General features: G+C 45.6%; 14 protein-coding genes and 2 tRNA genes. 9 read left to right on the forward strand and 7 right to left on the reverse strand.

Annotated elements, in window-relative coordinates:
• Nucleotides 1-74 precede the first annotated feature (74 nt).
• Together ACSLP7_RS01050 and ACSLP7_RS01055 are read right to left on the reverse strand one after the other, a co-directional pair.
• Entirely contained in the window at nucleotides 75-1,421 is a 1,347-nt protein-coding gene (locus ACSLP7_RS01050; protein WP_435577592.1) for a microtubule-binding protein, read from the reverse strand.
• Nucleotides 1,422-1,637: 216 nt separating this feature from the next.
• Complete coding sequence (locus ACSLP7_RS01055; protein ID WP_291183106.1) at nucleotides 1,638-2,780, reverse strand: acyl-CoA dehydrogenase; 1,143 nt, start codon at nucleotides 2,778-2,780, stop codon at nucleotides 1,638-1,640.
• A 92-nt stretch (nucleotides 2,781-2,872) separates the two neighbouring features.
• Between ACSLP7_RS01055 and ACSLP7_RS01060 the strand changes: the two genes are divergently transcribed.
• The 9 genes from ACSLP7_RS01060 to ACSLP7_RS01100 all read left to right on the forward strand — a co-directional run bounded on the left by ACSLP7_RS01060 (nucleotide 2,873) and on the right by ACSLP7_RS01100 (nucleotide 12,489).
• A complete protein-coding gene (locus tag ACSLP7_RS01060; protein ID WP_435577593.1) occupies nucleotides 2,873-3,943 on the forward strand; it encodes an anhydro-N-acetylmuramic acid kinase in 1,071 nt (356 codons plus the stop codon).
• Between the two features lie 65 nt (nucleotides 3,944-4,008).
• On the forward strand, nucleotides 4,009-5,235 hold the full coding sequence (locus tag ACSLP7_RS01065) for a Glu/Leu/Phe/Val dehydrogenase dimerization domain-containing protein (RefSeq protein WP_435577594.1): 1,227 nt from the start codon (nucleotides 4,009-4,011) through the stop codon (nucleotides 5,233-5,235).
• Between the two features lie 12 nt (nucleotides 5,236-5,247).
• A complete protein-coding gene (gene nhaD / locus ACSLP7_RS01070) occupies nucleotides 5,248-6,627 on the forward strand; it encodes a sodium:proton antiporter NhaD (protein WP_435577595.1) in 1,380 nt (459 codons plus the stop codon).
• Nucleotides 6,628-6,680: 53 nt separating this feature from the next.
• Nucleotides 6,681-7,382, forward strand: a complete 702-nt coding sequence (locus ACSLP7_RS01075; RefSeq protein WP_272831712.1) for a MotA/TolQ/ExbB proton channel family protein — start codon at nucleotides 6,681-6,683, stop codon at nucleotides 7,380-7,382.
• A gap of 10 nt (nucleotides 7,383-7,392) precedes the next feature.
• The gene (locus tag ACSLP7_RS01080; protein ID WP_272831713.1) at nucleotides 7,393-7,785 is read left to right on the forward strand and encodes an ExbD/TolR family protein; all 393 of its coding nucleotides are present in this window, start codon (nucleotides 7,393-7,395) and stop codon (nucleotides 7,783-7,785) included.
• A 1-nt stretch (nucleotide 7,786) separates the two neighbouring features.
• On the forward strand, nucleotides 7,787-8,599 hold the full coding sequence (locus tag ACSLP7_RS01085) for an energy transducer TonB (RefSeq protein ID WP_435577596.1): 813 nt from the start codon (nucleotides 7,787-7,789) through the stop codon (nucleotides 8,597-8,599).
• 36 nt (nucleotides 8,600-8,635) lie between these two features.
• Nucleotides 8,636-11,125 (forward strand): VPS10 domain-containing protein, encoded by a 2,490-nt coding sequence (locus tag ACSLP7_RS01090; protein ID WP_435577597.1) that lies wholly within the window; start codon nucleotides 8,636-8,638, stop codon nucleotides 11,123-11,125.
• 48 nt (nucleotides 11,126-11,173) lie between these two features.
• A complete protein-coding gene (locus tag ACSLP7_RS01095) occupies nucleotides 11,174-12,346 on the forward strand; it encodes a bifunctional folylpolyglutamate synthase/dihydrofolate synthase (protein WP_435577598.1) in 1,173 nt (390 codons plus the stop codon).
• 68 nt (nucleotides 12,347-12,414) lie between these two features.
• Nucleotides 12,415-12,489 (forward strand) — tRNA-Val (locus ACSLP7_RS01100).
• Between the two features lie 263 nt (nucleotides 12,490-12,752).
• On the opposite strand, the gene ACSLP7_RS01105 is transcribed toward ACSLP7_RS01100, so the two are convergent.
• The 5 genes from ACSLP7_RS01105 to ACSLP7_RS01125 all read right to left on the reverse strand — a co-directional run.
• A complete protein-coding gene (locus tag ACSLP7_RS01105; RefSeq protein ID WP_435577599.1) occupies nucleotides 12,753-13,064 on the reverse strand; it encodes a DUF6122 family protein in 312 nt (103 codons plus the stop codon).
• A 552-nt stretch (nucleotides 13,065-13,616) separates the two neighbouring features.
• Nucleotides 13,617-13,691: transfer RNA gene (locus ACSLP7_RS01110), tRNA-Val, on the reverse strand.
• Between the two features lie 145 nt (nucleotides 13,692-13,836).
• Complete coding sequence (locus ACSLP7_RS01115; RefSeq protein ID WP_435577600.1) at nucleotides 13,837-14,010, reverse strand: hypothetical protein; 174 nt, start codon at nucleotides 14,008-14,010, stop codon at nucleotides 13,837-13,839.
• A gap of 37 nt (nucleotides 14,011-14,047) precedes the next feature.
• The gene (locus ACSLP7_RS01120; RefSeq protein ID WP_435577601.1) at nucleotides 14,048-15,136 is read right to left on the reverse strand and encodes a serine hydrolase domain-containing protein; all 1,089 of its coding nucleotides are present in this window, start codon (nucleotides 15,134-15,136) and stop codon (nucleotides 14,048-14,050) included.
• 3 nt (nucleotides 15,137-15,139) lie between these two features.
• On the reverse strand, nucleotides 15,140-15,611 hold a 472-nt coding region (locus ACSLP7_RS01125; RefSeq protein ID WP_435577602.1), incomplete at its 5' end, for a glutamate ligase domain-containing protein.

The raw sequence follows: 15,611 nt of genomic DNA on the forward strand, positions 1-15,611 counted from the left end.
TAACTATGTCATGTAAGCCCATAAGCTCTCGCTTTCACGTGAAAGTTTAAAATTAAAAGATGTGGCTTCGGAGTTTATCCGAGCAAGTCGTCGTCTGCAGGGTCTGGAGCCGGAGCCGGATCATCACCGCCGCCGTCACCGCTTGGTGCAGGAGCATCATCAGTAGCATAATAGTCCTCAAAGATCTCCTTCATGTCAATCCCGTAACGATTGGCGAAGTCCTTTTGGATCTCTGCATCCTTTTTACGCAGTTCTTGTAAAGCCTCAGCATAGGAACTGTAAACACCCTGCATCACTTTCTCGTGAACTGGGATGTTGTCCATCATCTGCTGACGGGCCTTGGCAGAAGCCGTATGCATAGCCGCAAGGGTTTGTCCAATATGCTCATCGGTTTTAACCCCTAAGTGCTCTAAGATCGCTGCGAACTCTTGATCGGTTCTCGCCTTAAGGGCAACAACATATCCGTCGTAGTACTTCAGACGCTCGTCGGTATCACTTTTAAGCTTGGCTCTATGCGATTGCAAATTGCTTCGCAGAGAAGTCAATACTTTGATGGTCAAGTTGTGCTTGTGCACAAAGCTGTCCTTAGAAGCGGCAAGGGTAGTGTAGGCGTTTTTAAGACCTTCAAGTTCTTCTACCTTTTGCTCCAACTGAGTGATCTTGGCAATGGCCTCAGAATACTCTGGCGATTGCTTATCAGTGATCTCCTCAAGCTCTTGACGGGCTTGCTTTAAAAGGGCGTATTGCTCTTCGAGTTTTTCTTCAGTCTCTTGCTTTTTCTCTAAGGCCTTGTTGTGGTTCTTGGATGCTTCAACAATAGCTACCTGCAATTTCTCTTCTACCTCTTTGATCTCTACCTCACGGTTCTTCAAACGGGTAACAGCAGCCTGACTCTTGTACGAAAGCTCGTTGAGCAAGGTTTGTATGTCTGCATTCTCTATGCGCTCTTGGAACATTTGCTTAGCGCGAAGGTCTGCTGCATCGCGGGCTTTCTCTGCGACTTTGAGCTCTTCTTCTTTGCGCTTGATGCGGGACTTGCGTCCAAAGAGGTTGTTCCACCAATTGTCCTTGACGTTCTCTGCATCTTGCAGTTCCACCTTGGCTTTGTCCAAAGCAGCTTGTGCACGGTCAATTACTTTTTGTTCCTCTGCATTGAGGGTAGAGAACTTCTCGAAGATGATTCCTACTTCATCCTGATAGTCGGTAAGGTCTTTGATCGCTTCTAATAGGGAGCTGCGATCCTTTTCTGCCATGCCTACTACGTCGTCCAAGGTCGCGTTGAGTATCTTTTGACGAACTTCCGGATCATCCTCTTGCGCCAACTTGGCTTTCATTTGGTCCATTGTTTTACCCCAGTTCACATCTACTTTCTCTTGTGCGGGGCCAGAATCGGTCTCTAATAAGTCAAAATCGTCAGCCATAGTAAGACTATTGTTTTAAGGTTGCTAAAATTTTCGGAGTATCAATTTCGGTAAAAAAAATGAGTTAACGCACTCATTTCGGAAAAGCTTTCGACTATTAGTCTTAAACGAACTCAAAATGTTACAAAAAGCAACTATAGTGTACAATTTGAGCGATTTCAACAAAAAAAACCCCGAGCGGATAACTCGGGGCTTTTTACAGTGGGCTAATTCAGATTAATCTTTCAATAGACTTCTGGAGATCACGATCTTTTGGATCTCGCTAGTTCCTTCGTAGATCTGCGTGATCTTCGCGTCACGCATCAGGCGCTCCACGTGATATTCTTTTACATAACCGTTTCCGCCGTGCACTTGTACCGCTTCTACCGTTACTTCCATGGCAACTTGAGAGGCATATAGTTTGGCCATAGCACCACTCAAATCGTAGTTGTTGCCGTTGTCTTTGTCCCAAGCAGCTTTCATTACTAAATGACGAGCAGCTTCGATCTTTACGTGCATGTCTGCCAACTTAAAGGCAATGGCTTGGTGGTTGCAGATCTCTGTACCAAAGGCCTTACGCACTTTAGAGTATTCTCTGGCCAATTCGTAAGCTCCTTGAGCAATACCTAAAGCCTGAGCGGCAATTCCAATACGCCCACCACTTAGGGTCTTCATGGCGAATTTGAATCCGAAGCCGTCCTCACCAATACGGTTCTCTTTAGGAACTTTAACGTCGTTAAAGATCAAAGAGTGAGTATCGCTTCCGCGGATACCGAGTTTATCTTCTTTAGGGCCGATCTCAAAACCTTCCCATCCTTTTTCTACAATAAGCGCGTTGATTCCGCGGTGGCCTTTATCGCGATCCGTTTGAGCGATCACAATATAATAGTCAGAGGTGCTTCCGTTAGTGATCCAGTTCTTGGTTCCGTTTAGCACGTAGTGGTCACCCATATCAATGGCCGTGGTTTTTTGAGAAGTTGCATCCGATCCTGCTTCCGGCTCACTCAAACAAAAAGCTCCAAGAGCTTCTCCAGAGGCCAATTTGGTCAAATACTTCTCCTTGTGCATATCGCTGCCGAAGGCTTGGATTCCATAGCATACCAAAGAGTTGTTTACAGACATTACTACCGATGCAGAGGCATCGATCTTACTGAGTTCTTCCATGGCCAATACGTATGAAACCGTGTCCATTCCGCCTCCGCCGTACTGCGGATCTACCATCATCCCCATAAATCCAAGTTCTCCCATCTGCTTGATCTGGGCCGCCGGGAATTCTTGTTTGTTGTCGCGCTCTACAACGCCTGGAAGCAATTCGTTCTTTGCAAAATCACGAGCCGCTTCGCGGATCATTTCGTGTTCTTCGGTTAAGGTAAAATCCATGGAATTCAGTATTCTTTAAATTATTCTCAAAAAAGGTTAGCAAAGATACTTCTTAAATAGCATATTTTCAATAAATCCTGTTATTTTTAAGAATGCTTAAAAATCAATATCACGTCTTGGGAGTGATGTCTGGTACATCGCTGGACGGGATTGACTTGGCTGAGGTTTTCTTCACTGTAGATCAAGGGGTTTGGACTTATGAATTTGGACACACCCAAATGTTACCCTACGATGAAAAGCGGGAGAAAGCTTTTTTAGCTGATCTGGTCAATCTCAGCGAGGAGGAGTTGGACGCAGCAGATTCGCGCTATTCCCAGTTTTTAGGCGAGCAGATCAAAGCATTTATTTCTAAGTATAACATTCAGCATTTGGACGCGGTCTGTTCCCATGGACATACGGCCTTGCACCGACCAGATCTGGGAGTAACACGCCAGATCGGGAATCAAAAACAGCTTGCTGAGATCACCGGCCAACGAGTGGTATGTGATTTTAGAGTGCAAGATGTTGCCTTGGGTGGGCAAGGAGCTCCTTTAGTTCCAATTGGAGACCGTTTGCTTTTTGGGGATTATGACTATTGCATCAACCTTGGAGGTTTTGCAAACCTTTCTTATGAGCACGATGGCAAGCGCATTGCCTATGATCTCTGTCCGGTCAATATCATACTCAACGCGCTGGTTGAGCCTTTAGGATTGGCTTATGACGATGGTGGAAAGATCGCGCAAAGCGGAACTGTGAATGATCAGTTATTGGAACAACTCAACAGCTTGGATTACTACGCGCAGCAACCTCCAAAGTCCTTAGGTCTGGAATGGGTCCGCAGTGAAATTCATAAAAAGTTCAAACACAATGAGCTCAAGCCAGCAGATGCTCTAGCTACATTTGTGGAGCATATGGCCTATCAGATTGCAAAGCCGTTAAAATCGGGCTGTAAAGTCTTATTTACCGGAGGCGGAGCCTATAACGGATACCTTTTACAGCGTGTAGAGTCTTATAAGTCGTTGAAAATCACTGTTCCGGACAAACAACTTATTGAATATAAAGAGGCCTTGATTTTTGCACTTTTGGGCGTGCTCAAACTGCGTGACGAGGTCAATTGTTTAGCCTCGGTCACTGGGGCGAGCAAAGATCATTCTAGCGGGCTGATATTTAACGCTAATATTTAGTTATCACGAACCGTTTGGGTACTTAAGTTTGTTATATTTGTCATGCTACAATGCCAACCAACTAAATGAAACAACTCCTTAAAGCTTACGAGAATAAAGCACCAGAAATCGTGTTCCATTGGAATGATCCATATACCGACGCAGAAGGCTGGACAGTCATCAATTCGCTTCGTGGTGGAGCGGCTGGTGGTGGAACCAGAATGCGCAAAGGTTTGGATATGAATGAAGTACTTTCATTGGCCAAAACCATGGAAGTGAAATTTACAGTTTCCGGACCTGCCATTGGAGGCGCTAAATCGGGGATCAATTTTGATCCCGCAGATCCTCGTAAAAAGGAAGTTTTAGAACGTTGGTATGCGGCCGTTTCTCCTTTGCTGAAATCCTATTACGGTACAGGTGGAGATCTCAATGTAGACGAAATCCACGAAGTAATTCCAATTACGGAGGCCAGCGGTGTTTGGCATCCGCAGGAAGGAGTTTTCTCAGGACACTTTAAGCCGACTGAGGCCGACAAGATCAACCGCATTGGACAATTGCGCCAAGGGGTGATCAAAGTAATTGAAAACCCGAACTACTCCCCAGACGTAACTAAAAAATACACAGTGGCCGATATGATCACTGGTTTTGGTGTTGCGGAAGCTGTAAAACACTACTATGAGGTTTACGGCGGATCTGTTGTCGGAAAGCGCGCCGTGATCCAAGGTTTTGGGAACGTGGGGTCAGCCGCGGCTTATTATTTGGCCTTAATGGGAGCTAAGGTTGTGGGGATCATTGACCGTCACGGCGGAGTGATCAATGAAACCGGTTTCTCCATGGAAGAGGTTACCGAGTTCTTTTTGAACAAGCGTGGTAATGAACTCATGGTGGACAATATGATCCCGTTTGAGGAAATGAACGAGCGTATCTGGGGCTTGGAGACTGAAGTCTTTGCGCCTTGTGCGGCATCTCGTTTGATCACTCAAGATCAGATCGATCAAATGATTGGCTCAGGTTTGGAAGTGATCTCTTGTGGAGCGAATGTTCCTTTTGCTGATCCGGAGATTTTCTTCGGTTCTATTATGGAGCACACAGACCGCGAGGTTAGTTTGATCCCAGATTTTATTTCAAATTGTGGAATGGCCAGAGTTTTTGCTTACTTTATGGAGCGAAAAGTACAAATGACCGATGAAGCGATCTTTAATGATACTTCTCAGACCATTAGACGTGCTTTGGAAGCTACACACCAATCGAATCCGAATAAAACAAGAATAAGCGAAACCGCATTTGAGATCGCTTTAAAACAACTCATATAAACTACCAACTGTATGGAATCTATCATCATTCTCATTTTTGTCTTTGGTTATTTATCTATCACCTTGGAGCATCCGCTCCGCTTGGATAAAACAGTACCCGCCCTTATTATGGCTGCCCTTATTTGGGCCGTCCTTTCTGTTGGATTTGCCTCGGGCTGGTTTAGTGTCATTGATACCCATGAGAATGTGTTTACCTATATAGCGGGGGATCATCATATGGAGGAAGGCTTCTCCAATACCCTGCTGCATCACCTGGGTAAAACGGCAGAGATACTCATCTTCCTGATAGGAGCCATGACCATTGTAGAGATCATTGATCTGCACCGTGGTTTTGAGATTCTCAAAGGAGCTGTAAAGACCAAGAGCAAGAAGCGTCTGCTTTGGATCATTGGTATTTTGGCGTTTATCCTATCGGCTATCATTGATAACCTTACGGCAACAATCGTATTGGTAACCTTGCTGCGCAAGTTGATCCCAACACGTGAAGATCGTCTTTGGTTTGCCTCCATGGTAGTGATTGCAGCAAATGCTGGAGGTGCTTGGTCGCCTATTGGAGATGTGACTACCACCATGCTTTGGATCGCAAATAAAGTGACTGCCCTAGGTTTGGTCAAGTTTGTAGTCTTACCGTCTATTGCCTGTTTCATTGTACCGTTCTTGATTGCCAGCCGCTTGAAACCTTTCCAAGGAGAAGTGACTGGTGTAGATGAAGATGAAGATGCAGAAGGCCGAAGATTACTCAGTAGTAAGACCATGTTGTTCCTCGGATTGGGAATGATCGTATCGGTGCCGATCTTTAAAACAGTAACCCACTTACCCCCTTATATTGGGATGATGTTTGCCTTGGGAATTGTATGGTTAGTATCAGAATACATTCACCCAGAGGAAGACTTCTCAGAATCAGAAAGACATAAATACTCTGCGCACAAAGCCTTGTCGCGTATTGAAATATCAAGTATCCTTTTCTTCTTAGGAATCCTGATGGCCGTTGCTGGACTGGAGAGTTTGGTTTACGGAACCTCCATGGACGGAGAGCAGGTAGGTACCCTGCGTTATTTAGCAGAGGTATTGCAAGGCGCCATTCCTTATGAGGATGTAGTGGTGATCTTGCTGGGTATCTTCTCAGCCATTATTGATAATGTGCCGCTTGTGGCAGCTTCTATTGGAATGTATGAATCGCCAACTGATTCGATTCTTTGGCATTTTATAGCCTATTCTGCGGGAACGGGAGGATCTATGTTGATCATTGGTTCTGCTGCCGGTGTAGCTGCAATGGGAATGGAGAAGATCGATTTTATCTGGTATTTAAAGAAAATTACTTGGTTAGCATTCGTAGGTTTTGCCGTAGGAGCTGGAGTGTATCTTCTGTTCCAACGCGTGCTACTCGTTTAAGCCCTTACAATTTCTGAACGTATTGTTCGTTCTACCATTATTAAACCTAAACTATGTTGAATTTCCTACTTCAGGACCCAACTACCGATGCTGTAGATGGCCTGGAACCTGTCGTTGAAGAAAAAACGATCTCATTGATGGAACTCCTGCTCAACGGAGGAGTTGCTGGTCAAATCATTATCGCTGTCTTGTTCGTGCTGCTTTTTGTGGCCATGTATATCTACTTTGAACGCTTGTTTGCGATCAAATCGGCTTCTAAGATAGACGGCAATTTTATGAATCAAATTCGAGACAATGTAGGTTCTGGAAACTTAGAGGCGGCTAAGCTTTTATGTGTTCAGCAGAACTCTCCCGTGGCTCGTTTGACCGAAAAGGGAATTTCACGAATCGGAAGTCCATTAGACGACATCAACACCGCTATTGAAAATGCGGGACGCTTGGAAGTCTATAAGATGGAAAAGAACGTAAGCATACTCGCTACCATTGCGGGTGCTGCTCCTATGATCGGTTTCTTAGGTACCGTGATTGGTATGGTTTTGGCTTTCCATCAACTAGCTACAAGCAGTGGGCAAGCAGAGATGGGCTCACTGGCAGAAGGGATTTATACAGCCATGACCACTACGGTTGCAGGACTTGTAGTTGGGATTATTGCTTATATGGGTTACAACCACTTGGTGGTCAAGACCGACAAGGTTGTGCACCAAATGGAGGCCAACGCTGTAGACTTCCTAGATCTTCTTAACGAACCAGCTTAGATACGACTGTATGAATCTAAGAGGAAGAAATAAAGTAAAGGCTGAGTTCAGCATGAGCTCCATGACAGACATTGTATTTCTGTTGTTGGTGTTCTTTTTGCTGACTTCGTCTAACGTAACTCCAGATGCGCTCAACCTGGTACTTCCAAAAGCAAAAGGAAAAACAACAGCGCAGCAAAATGCTTCTGTGAGCATTACTAAAGGAGGTGCTTACTACGTAAATAAAGAACGCGTAAGTGAGTACAGCATAGAAAGTGAACTGCAAGCAGCTTTAGGAGGTCAGGATTCCCCGACCATCATTTTGCGTGCAGAAGAAGGCGTGCCTATTGAAAAGGCCGTTTTGGTAATGGATATTGCCAATAAGAACAATTTTAAAGTCGTACTCGCCGTACGCCCGAATTAATATGGGGTTTTTAGATACCGAACATAAACGCAAGAGTTTTCGCATCAGTTCCGCCTTAATGGCCATACTGCTGTTGTTACTCTTTTTCTTCGGATTGAAATATCTCGATCCACCACCAGAAGGCGGAATTGCCATTAATTTTGGAACCAGCGCTACAGGCTCTGGAAATGTGCAGCCGCAGGAGACGGTAAGAACGGCTCCGCAGCAAACGCAATCCAATCCACAGCAGTCCTCTAAAGACATCAATGAAGAGGTGGTGACCCAAGACATTGAAGATGCTCCTGTAGTTAAGGATGATCAGAAACCGGTAGAGACCAAACCTGCAGAGGAAGAGAAGCCAGTTGAAACGGAAAAGAAACCAGATCCCAAGCCAGATAAAAGCACTACTGACGCACTATCATCCATCATCAACGGTCCCAAGAATGACGGAAAGACCGATGGAGGAGAAGGTCCTGACGCCACTGGCGGTGATAAAGGTGATCCCAATGGAGATCCGAATGCCAGCAGCTATTACGGAACGGGTAAAGGCCTAGACGGAGATGGGAACTATCAACTTGGTGGACGTTCTGCTTTGAACAAAGAGAAGTATCAGCAAGACTGTAATGAAGCTGGAACCGTAGTGGTGAGTATAGAGGTGGATCGCAACGGAAACGTAATAAGCGCTACTCCCGGAGTTCGCGGAACTACCAACAATTCACGCTGTTTGCTAGAGCCGGCCAAGCGCGCGGCAATGGACACCAAATTCAATGCAGATCCCAATGCGCCTGCAAAACAGATCGGGAAGATCGTTTACCGTTTTTCTTTGTCCAATTAAGAGGTCATTTTTGGTATCTTTGAGAAAAATGATGCCATGAAAAAACCTACTATTCAAATCTTTACGGGCTTTTTATTTGCACTGCTTGCTATGAGTTGCAGTGATGCCCCAAAGTACGACCTAAGTAACATCCCCTCGGAGCGTCCCGGAGACATACTCTTTATGCAACGGGCCTTCCCTTATGGAGAAATAGAAACGCAGGCCTATCCAGAGGCTATTGCCTGGAAGCAAAGTCAAAACATTGCTAAAAGTGGTGGAGGTACTGTTTGGGAGTTTACTGGTCCACTCAATATTGGCGGTCGTATCTCAGACATTGCTATTGATCCTGTTGCCTCAGATACCTATTACGTTGGAGCTGCTTCCGGCGGAATCTTTAAAACTACGGACGGAGGCGCTTCTTGGCTTCCGATCTTTGACGGGCAGCAATACCTGTCCATTGGCGATATTGAAATTTCTACGACAGATTCCAATAAGATCTACGTAGGTACTGGAGAACCTAATGCTGGAGGCGGATCCTTGGCCTATGATGGGAACGGGATCTTTAAAAGTACTGATGGCGGTCTTACTTGGGAGTCTAAAGGCCTTCCGGACATTGGAAGCGTTGGGAAGATCGTAGTCGATCCAACCGATGATGAAACTCTTTACGTAGGCGCCATGGGCCCGCTCTTTAGAGACGATCCCAACAAAGGAGTCTACAAAAGTACAGACGGAGGTGATACCTGGAGTCAGGTGCTCTTTGTTTCAGAAATCACGGGCGTGATCGATATGGTAATTCATCCGACCAATCCAAACATCGTCTATGCCGCAACTTGGGAGCGCATTCGCAGACCAGATTTTAGAATTTACGGCGGAGAGACCTCACGTATTTATCGCTCTACGGATGCGGGTGCCACTTGGACAGAACTCACCGCAGGCTTGCCTTCTTTGCCAGAACAGAAAGGGCGCATCAGCATAGATATTGCACAATCAAATCCCGATGTGCTTTACGCACTATATGCCGACAGAAACGGTTCCATCTTTGATGTTTTTAAAACGACCAATGGTGGGAATTCTTGGAGTTCTTTAGGTGGAGGAGGTTTGACTAACGTTGGTTTCCACTGGTGGTTTGGCGGCATTACGGTAGATCCAAATGACGAGAACACGCTCTATAATATTGGCTTTGTAATGGAGAAGTCCACAGATGGTGGAGCAAGCTGGGGACCTTCCTTCTCAGGAGTACATGTGGATCAACATGCCTTGGCCTTTCACCCTAGCATTGCAGATCTGATCCTATTGGGGAACGATGGTGGTTTGTACACCAGCACCGATGCCGGAAATTCCTGGACCTTTGATGATACCTTACCTATTACCCAGTTTTACCGCATAAAAGCAGATCCGCAGAACAGCGACAGGCTCTATGGAGGCTCTCAGGACAACAGTACCTTTAGAACGACCACAGGAGGCCTGAGCGACTTTACCATCATTACCGGTGGAGACGGCTTTCAACCGCTCATTGATCCGACAGATAGCGGAACTATTTACACCCTTGCCCAACGTGGATTCTTGCAAAAGTCCATTGATGATGCAGCCAGTTTTAATGTAGTGTTGAGCGGTGTAGATGGCTCTGAGCGCAAGAACTGGGATACACCCATAGTCTTTGATCCTGCAAACAGCAATATTGTTTACTATGGAGCAGAGCGACTTTATAAATCGGTAGATGGTGCGATCAATTGGAATGCAATCAGCCCTATTCTGCATGATGGTCCTTACCCGGGTAACAACGGCTTTGGAACTTTGACGAGCATAGATGTTTCTGCCTTTGATTCAGATAAGATCGTCATTGGGTATGACGATGGTAATATTTGGACCACTACTGATGGTGGGAGTAATTGGACACAGGTTTCATCTACTTTGCCAGACAGATGGGTGACCAAAGTGCTTACCTCTCGTTTTGATACCAACACCCTTTATGTGACTCTTTCTGGTTATCGTTTTGGAGAAGATAACGGACATGTTTATAAGAGCACCGACTTTGGTGCAAGTTGGACGAACATTGGCGCTTCATTGCCGGATATTCCTGTGAATGACATTGTACAAGACGCTTTTGGAAACTTATTTTTAGGGACCGATATTGGTGTTTTAGGTTCTGAGGATGAAGGGGCCACTTGGGTTCCTATTGGAGCTAATATGCCTGCTGTCGTGGTAACTGATTTAGACATTCATGAAGCTGACGAATTGCTCTTTGCAGCTACCTACGGACGTTCCAGTTATAAATTAGACATTAGCGTAAACGTGCTCAGTACGGATGAATTCACTGCGGATGCGGAGCTTATCTTAGCGCCGAACCCAGCGAACGAGCTTTTGAATATTACGAGTTCTCTGCCTTTGCAGGATGCTTCTTTGAGCATTTATAATGCATTGGGGCAAGTAGTTTTAGAGCTTCCATTTTCTCAATCCATAGATGTTAGCGAACTGCAGGCAGGCGTGTACTTTTTACAACTTTCAAGCGCTGAGGGAACACAGACCAAGCGTTTTATAAAACGATAAGCTATAAACTATCAGCAGACATTAGATTGGCTCTTTGCGCAGCTTCCCATGTACCAAAGGGTAGGGGGCGCTGCGTATAAGATCGATCTTTCCAATACCCGTGCACTTTGTGAGCATCTCGGGAGTCCCGAGCAGGGTTTTAGAAGCATTCATGTTGCAGGAACCAATGGCAAAGGATCTTGCAGTCATATGCTGGCCTCTGTTCTGATGGCGGCAGGCTACAAAGTTGGGTTGTATACCTCTCCGCATTTAAAAGACTTTAGAGAGCGTATTAGAATCAATGGTGAACCTATTGGCAAGCAAGCGGTTGTTCAATTTGTAGCGGCTCATAAAGCTTTTTTTGAGCAACAGCAGTTGTCTTTCTTTGAGATGACCGTAGGCATGGCCTTTAAGTACTTTAAGGAAGAGCAGGTAGATATTGCCGTTGTTGAGGTAGGTCTTGGAGGCCGATTGGATTCTACCAATGTAATCACTCCTGAGGTTGGAATCATTACCAATATTGGGTTTGATCATATGCAGTTTTTGGGCAATACACTAGCGTCTATTGCGGCAGAAAAGGCGGGGATCATAAAGCCGGGAATTCCTGTGGTGATTGGTGAAACCACTCCGGAGACTAAAAAGGTCTTTAAAACAGCGGCTCAAGATGTGGGAGCGCCTATTTTTTATGCAGAAGATCAACCGTTTTCTGACTATACTCTTGATCTCAAAGGCGATTATCAAAAACAGAATTCCAGAACGGTACTACTGGCTTTGGAGCAATTGAAAAAAAGAGGTTTTAATGTTCCCGATGCTGCTATAAAGATGGGATTGAGTCAAGTCATTAAGACCACTGGTTTATTAGGGCGTTGGCAGCAGCTTGGTGCATCACCAACAATCATTGCAGACACTGCTCATAACAAAGAAGGCTTGACAATTGTGCTGAACCAATTGAAGAATTCTAGCTATGACCAATTGCATTTGGTACTAGGTTTTGTCAGCGATAAAAAGGTGGCAGATTTAGTTGCGATGTTCCCGGAAAATGCTCGGTACTATTTCTGCCAAGCAAAGATTCCACGTGCAATGGACGCTCAAGAATTGCGAACTATTTTTCAAGCTCAGGAACGTAACGGCAAGGTATACAGTAGTGTAGGCAGGGCCCTCGGGGCGGCAAAAAGACGGGCTTCAAAAACGGATTTGATTTATGTTGGTGGAAGCACCTTCACCGTGGCGGAAGTAGTCTAAATTTTTTCTTTAAAAAGTATTGTACCAATAAAAAAAGAACCTATATTTGCAACCGCTTAACAAAGCAAGGGCGCGTAGCTCAGTTGGTTCAGAGCACTTGGTTTACACCCAAGGGGTCAGGGGTTCGAATCCCTTCGCGCCCACAGCAAAACCCACCTTATTTGAGGTGGGTTTTTTTGCTGTGGTAGCCCCCTTCAGGATCATCGCGCGGAAGCGCGATAATCCCAGAAGGGGGCGCTCGGGATTCTACGGAACGAGTTCTTCTCCGCTTCGCGGCTACCTCCATCAAACATCCACTGGATGTTTGGTTTTGCGTTGCAAAACTTCACTGCGGTAATCCTGCGCGGCAGGCCGCATGCTTCGCTAAAAATGTCCACTGGACATTTTTTATACGCTCAGCAGTCTTCTATTGTATCATCAAACAGTCAGACCAGTCTGCCAGCATATGCATCAGCAGCCCTAGGCCAATCCAGTGAAAGGGTTTCTTTAGAAAGACCATAATAACATAGGCAATCATCGCATAATAGGTATGTAGCGGATGAAAGTTAATGCTGCAACGGTTGGGGTCAAAAATAGGATCGGCTAAAAGGTGATCCAGGTCAACCAACATCGTAGCGACAAAGATCAAATACGCCTTCTTCCAATCTTTGCGATAGAACAGTAGCGCCACCAATATGGGGAAGATAAAGTGAAGGCCGTAATGGAGTAGGGGGCGCAAGGATATATGATCGAATTTGTGCTTATAAATGTACGAATTTTGGCGCCTGCCTTCGGCACCGCGCTTTCTGCGCTACGCGGTTGCTTGCTTCAATCGCTGGCGCGAGAGCCGTACGGACATCGAGTGACTTGAGCGAAGCGAGAATTGTATCGAGATGTCAATGGGTGGGATTAAATGGATTACTCGCTATGCTCGTGATCCTTACGCAACGACATTTTGCAAAGCAAAATCAAATGTCCGGTGGACATTTGAGTGAAGTACCCGCGTTAGCGGAAAACACATTTTTTTTAGTAAAGCGACTAATTGCCAATAGGATTACTCCCTTTAGTCGTGATCCAATCATCGCCAAAGTTGCAAATAGCATCCTTAAGATGCAGCTTCGCTGCTTCTGTAATCTGGATTGCCTGCGGCATCCATCTAACCGCACTCCTGTAAATGAAAAATACACGGCTGTGAGCCGTGATTTTGCGTTCACTCGCAAACACGAAAGTAAACTTTCGGTTTTCTTGTAAACACAAAATCCACACTGTCGTGTGGATTTTTCGCTTAATGTGGGTCATACTGGATTCGAACCAGTGACTTCTACCCTGTCAAGGTAACACTCTGAACCAACTGAGTTAATGACCCGGAACGTCAAAGATATTTAAAGTCGTAAGTATAGGCAAGGTTCCGCGCCAGGGATTAAAGCGGCATCCTTTGCTCGCAGCGCAAAGATTGAGCGGAAAGCCTGGTCCTGTAGTGAACTTGTTCAACTACAGGAGGCGCCCAAAAATTATTCCTCGCCCTCTTTCTTCTTAGCAGCAACTGCAAAAGCACCGCCAAAGGCCGCACCAAGGGCTATGCCTAGTGATAACCAGAGTCCAATATTTCCAGTGATTGCGCCAATGGTGGTTCCAAAACAAACTCCTAATGCCACACCCATGGACAGTCCTTCTTCTTTTTTCATTTCATAGGTTTTGCCTATTGGACGCAGAAAGGATCAATTAGTTACGTGCGCCAAAGGTGGGGATCAAAATATCGCGGATCACAAATAGGGGCAGTTGTGCTTTGGGTGAATTATACGCTCCGCCAGTAAACACGAAAACCGCATCGATCTCAGGGAACACTACAATGTATTGTCCGCCATTTCCACTCGCCGCAAATCCGGGAAGCGCTTTTCCTTCATGAGGGAAGGCGGTCATCCACCACAAAAATCCGTAACCGCTTTCATCAATAAACGTATGCTGACTGGTGGATTGTGCAACCCAAGCTTCAGAAACCAGCTGCTGTCCATTCCAATTTCCGTTTTGCAATACCAATTGCCCAATTTTAGCCATATCGCGCGGAGTCATATACAGGCGCTTTGCAGCAGATATCACCTCTTTTTTAGAGGTGTGGTCCCAGCGGTAGTTGCTAATTCCTAAAGGATCTAACAAATATTTTTTAGCGAAGTTATCCAAAGGCATCCCTGAAGTGCGTTCTAACACTTCCATAAGCATGACTGTGCCAATAGAGCAGTAGTTGCTCACTTCGCCCGGCTCGTTGATCATGGAAAGGTCCAATGCGTATTGCAGCCAGTCCTTTTTGCGGTATATCCGATCTTCTTGACCAGCGGATCCTTTGTCGCGATCATTGCAGTCCCAGCCAGGCGACATGGTCAAAAGGTGCCTTATGGTGATTTTTTCCTTTCGGTAATCCAGGTTCTTTTTAGCCTCTAGCGGGCGGAGGTATTTTTGAATGGGATCATCTATGCTGCTAATGAAACCTTGATCTACAGCAATACCGATGAGTAGCGATCGAATGCTTTTTGAGGCCGATCGCAAATCGTGTTGATCATCTCGTTGCTGATCGTCAAAGTATTCTTCTAAGAAGAGTTCGCCACCTTGCACCGCAAGAATACTGTGCAGTTCGTGCTCCGCTTCTGGTAGTTGTGCAAAAAGCTGATACAGTTTGGTAGTGTCTAAACCTTGTGCGCGCAGATCTGCGGTCTGCCAGCCGTCATTAAGCTGTTCGGGTTGGGTGTACTCGTAGTTGTTTTGAGCAATAGCGCCAAAGGCCAGTAAACTAGTAAAAAGGAAAAGAAGTAAACGCATGGTTTACAAGATATCCAAAATACGTTCCAAAGCCATGCCTCGGGAGCCTTTTATAAGTAACAAGTGGCCTTCCACATCTTTTTGCTGCAATGCGACAACCAGATCTTCATACTCGCTGCATTTGATCTGTTCATCATGAGCATTTACTGCATAAAAGTTAGCGCCTACTAGGAATACGCGATCAAAGTTCAATGAGTGTGCAAGATCGGCAACGGCTTGGTGTTCTGCCACGGCCGTTTCGCCCAACTCAAACATATCACCCAGAATGACTGTTTTAGCGGCTTCACTATCCAAGTCCTTAAAACTTTTTAAAGTGGCTTCCATGCTGCTTGGATTGGCGTTATAGGCGTCTAAAAGGATCTTGTTTCTCGGCTTGCTGATCCATTGGGAACGGTTGTTCTCTGGATTGTAGCTTTCCACGCCTGTTTTGATTTGGGCTTCAGTCAATCCAAAGTGCAATCCAATACCAATGGCC

The sequence above is a fragment of the Gilvibacter sp. genome (assembly GCF_965601605.1).
In the GTDB taxonomy this organism is placed as follows: Bacteria; Bacteroidota; Bacteroidia; order Flavobacteriales; family Flavobacteriaceae; genus Gilvibacter.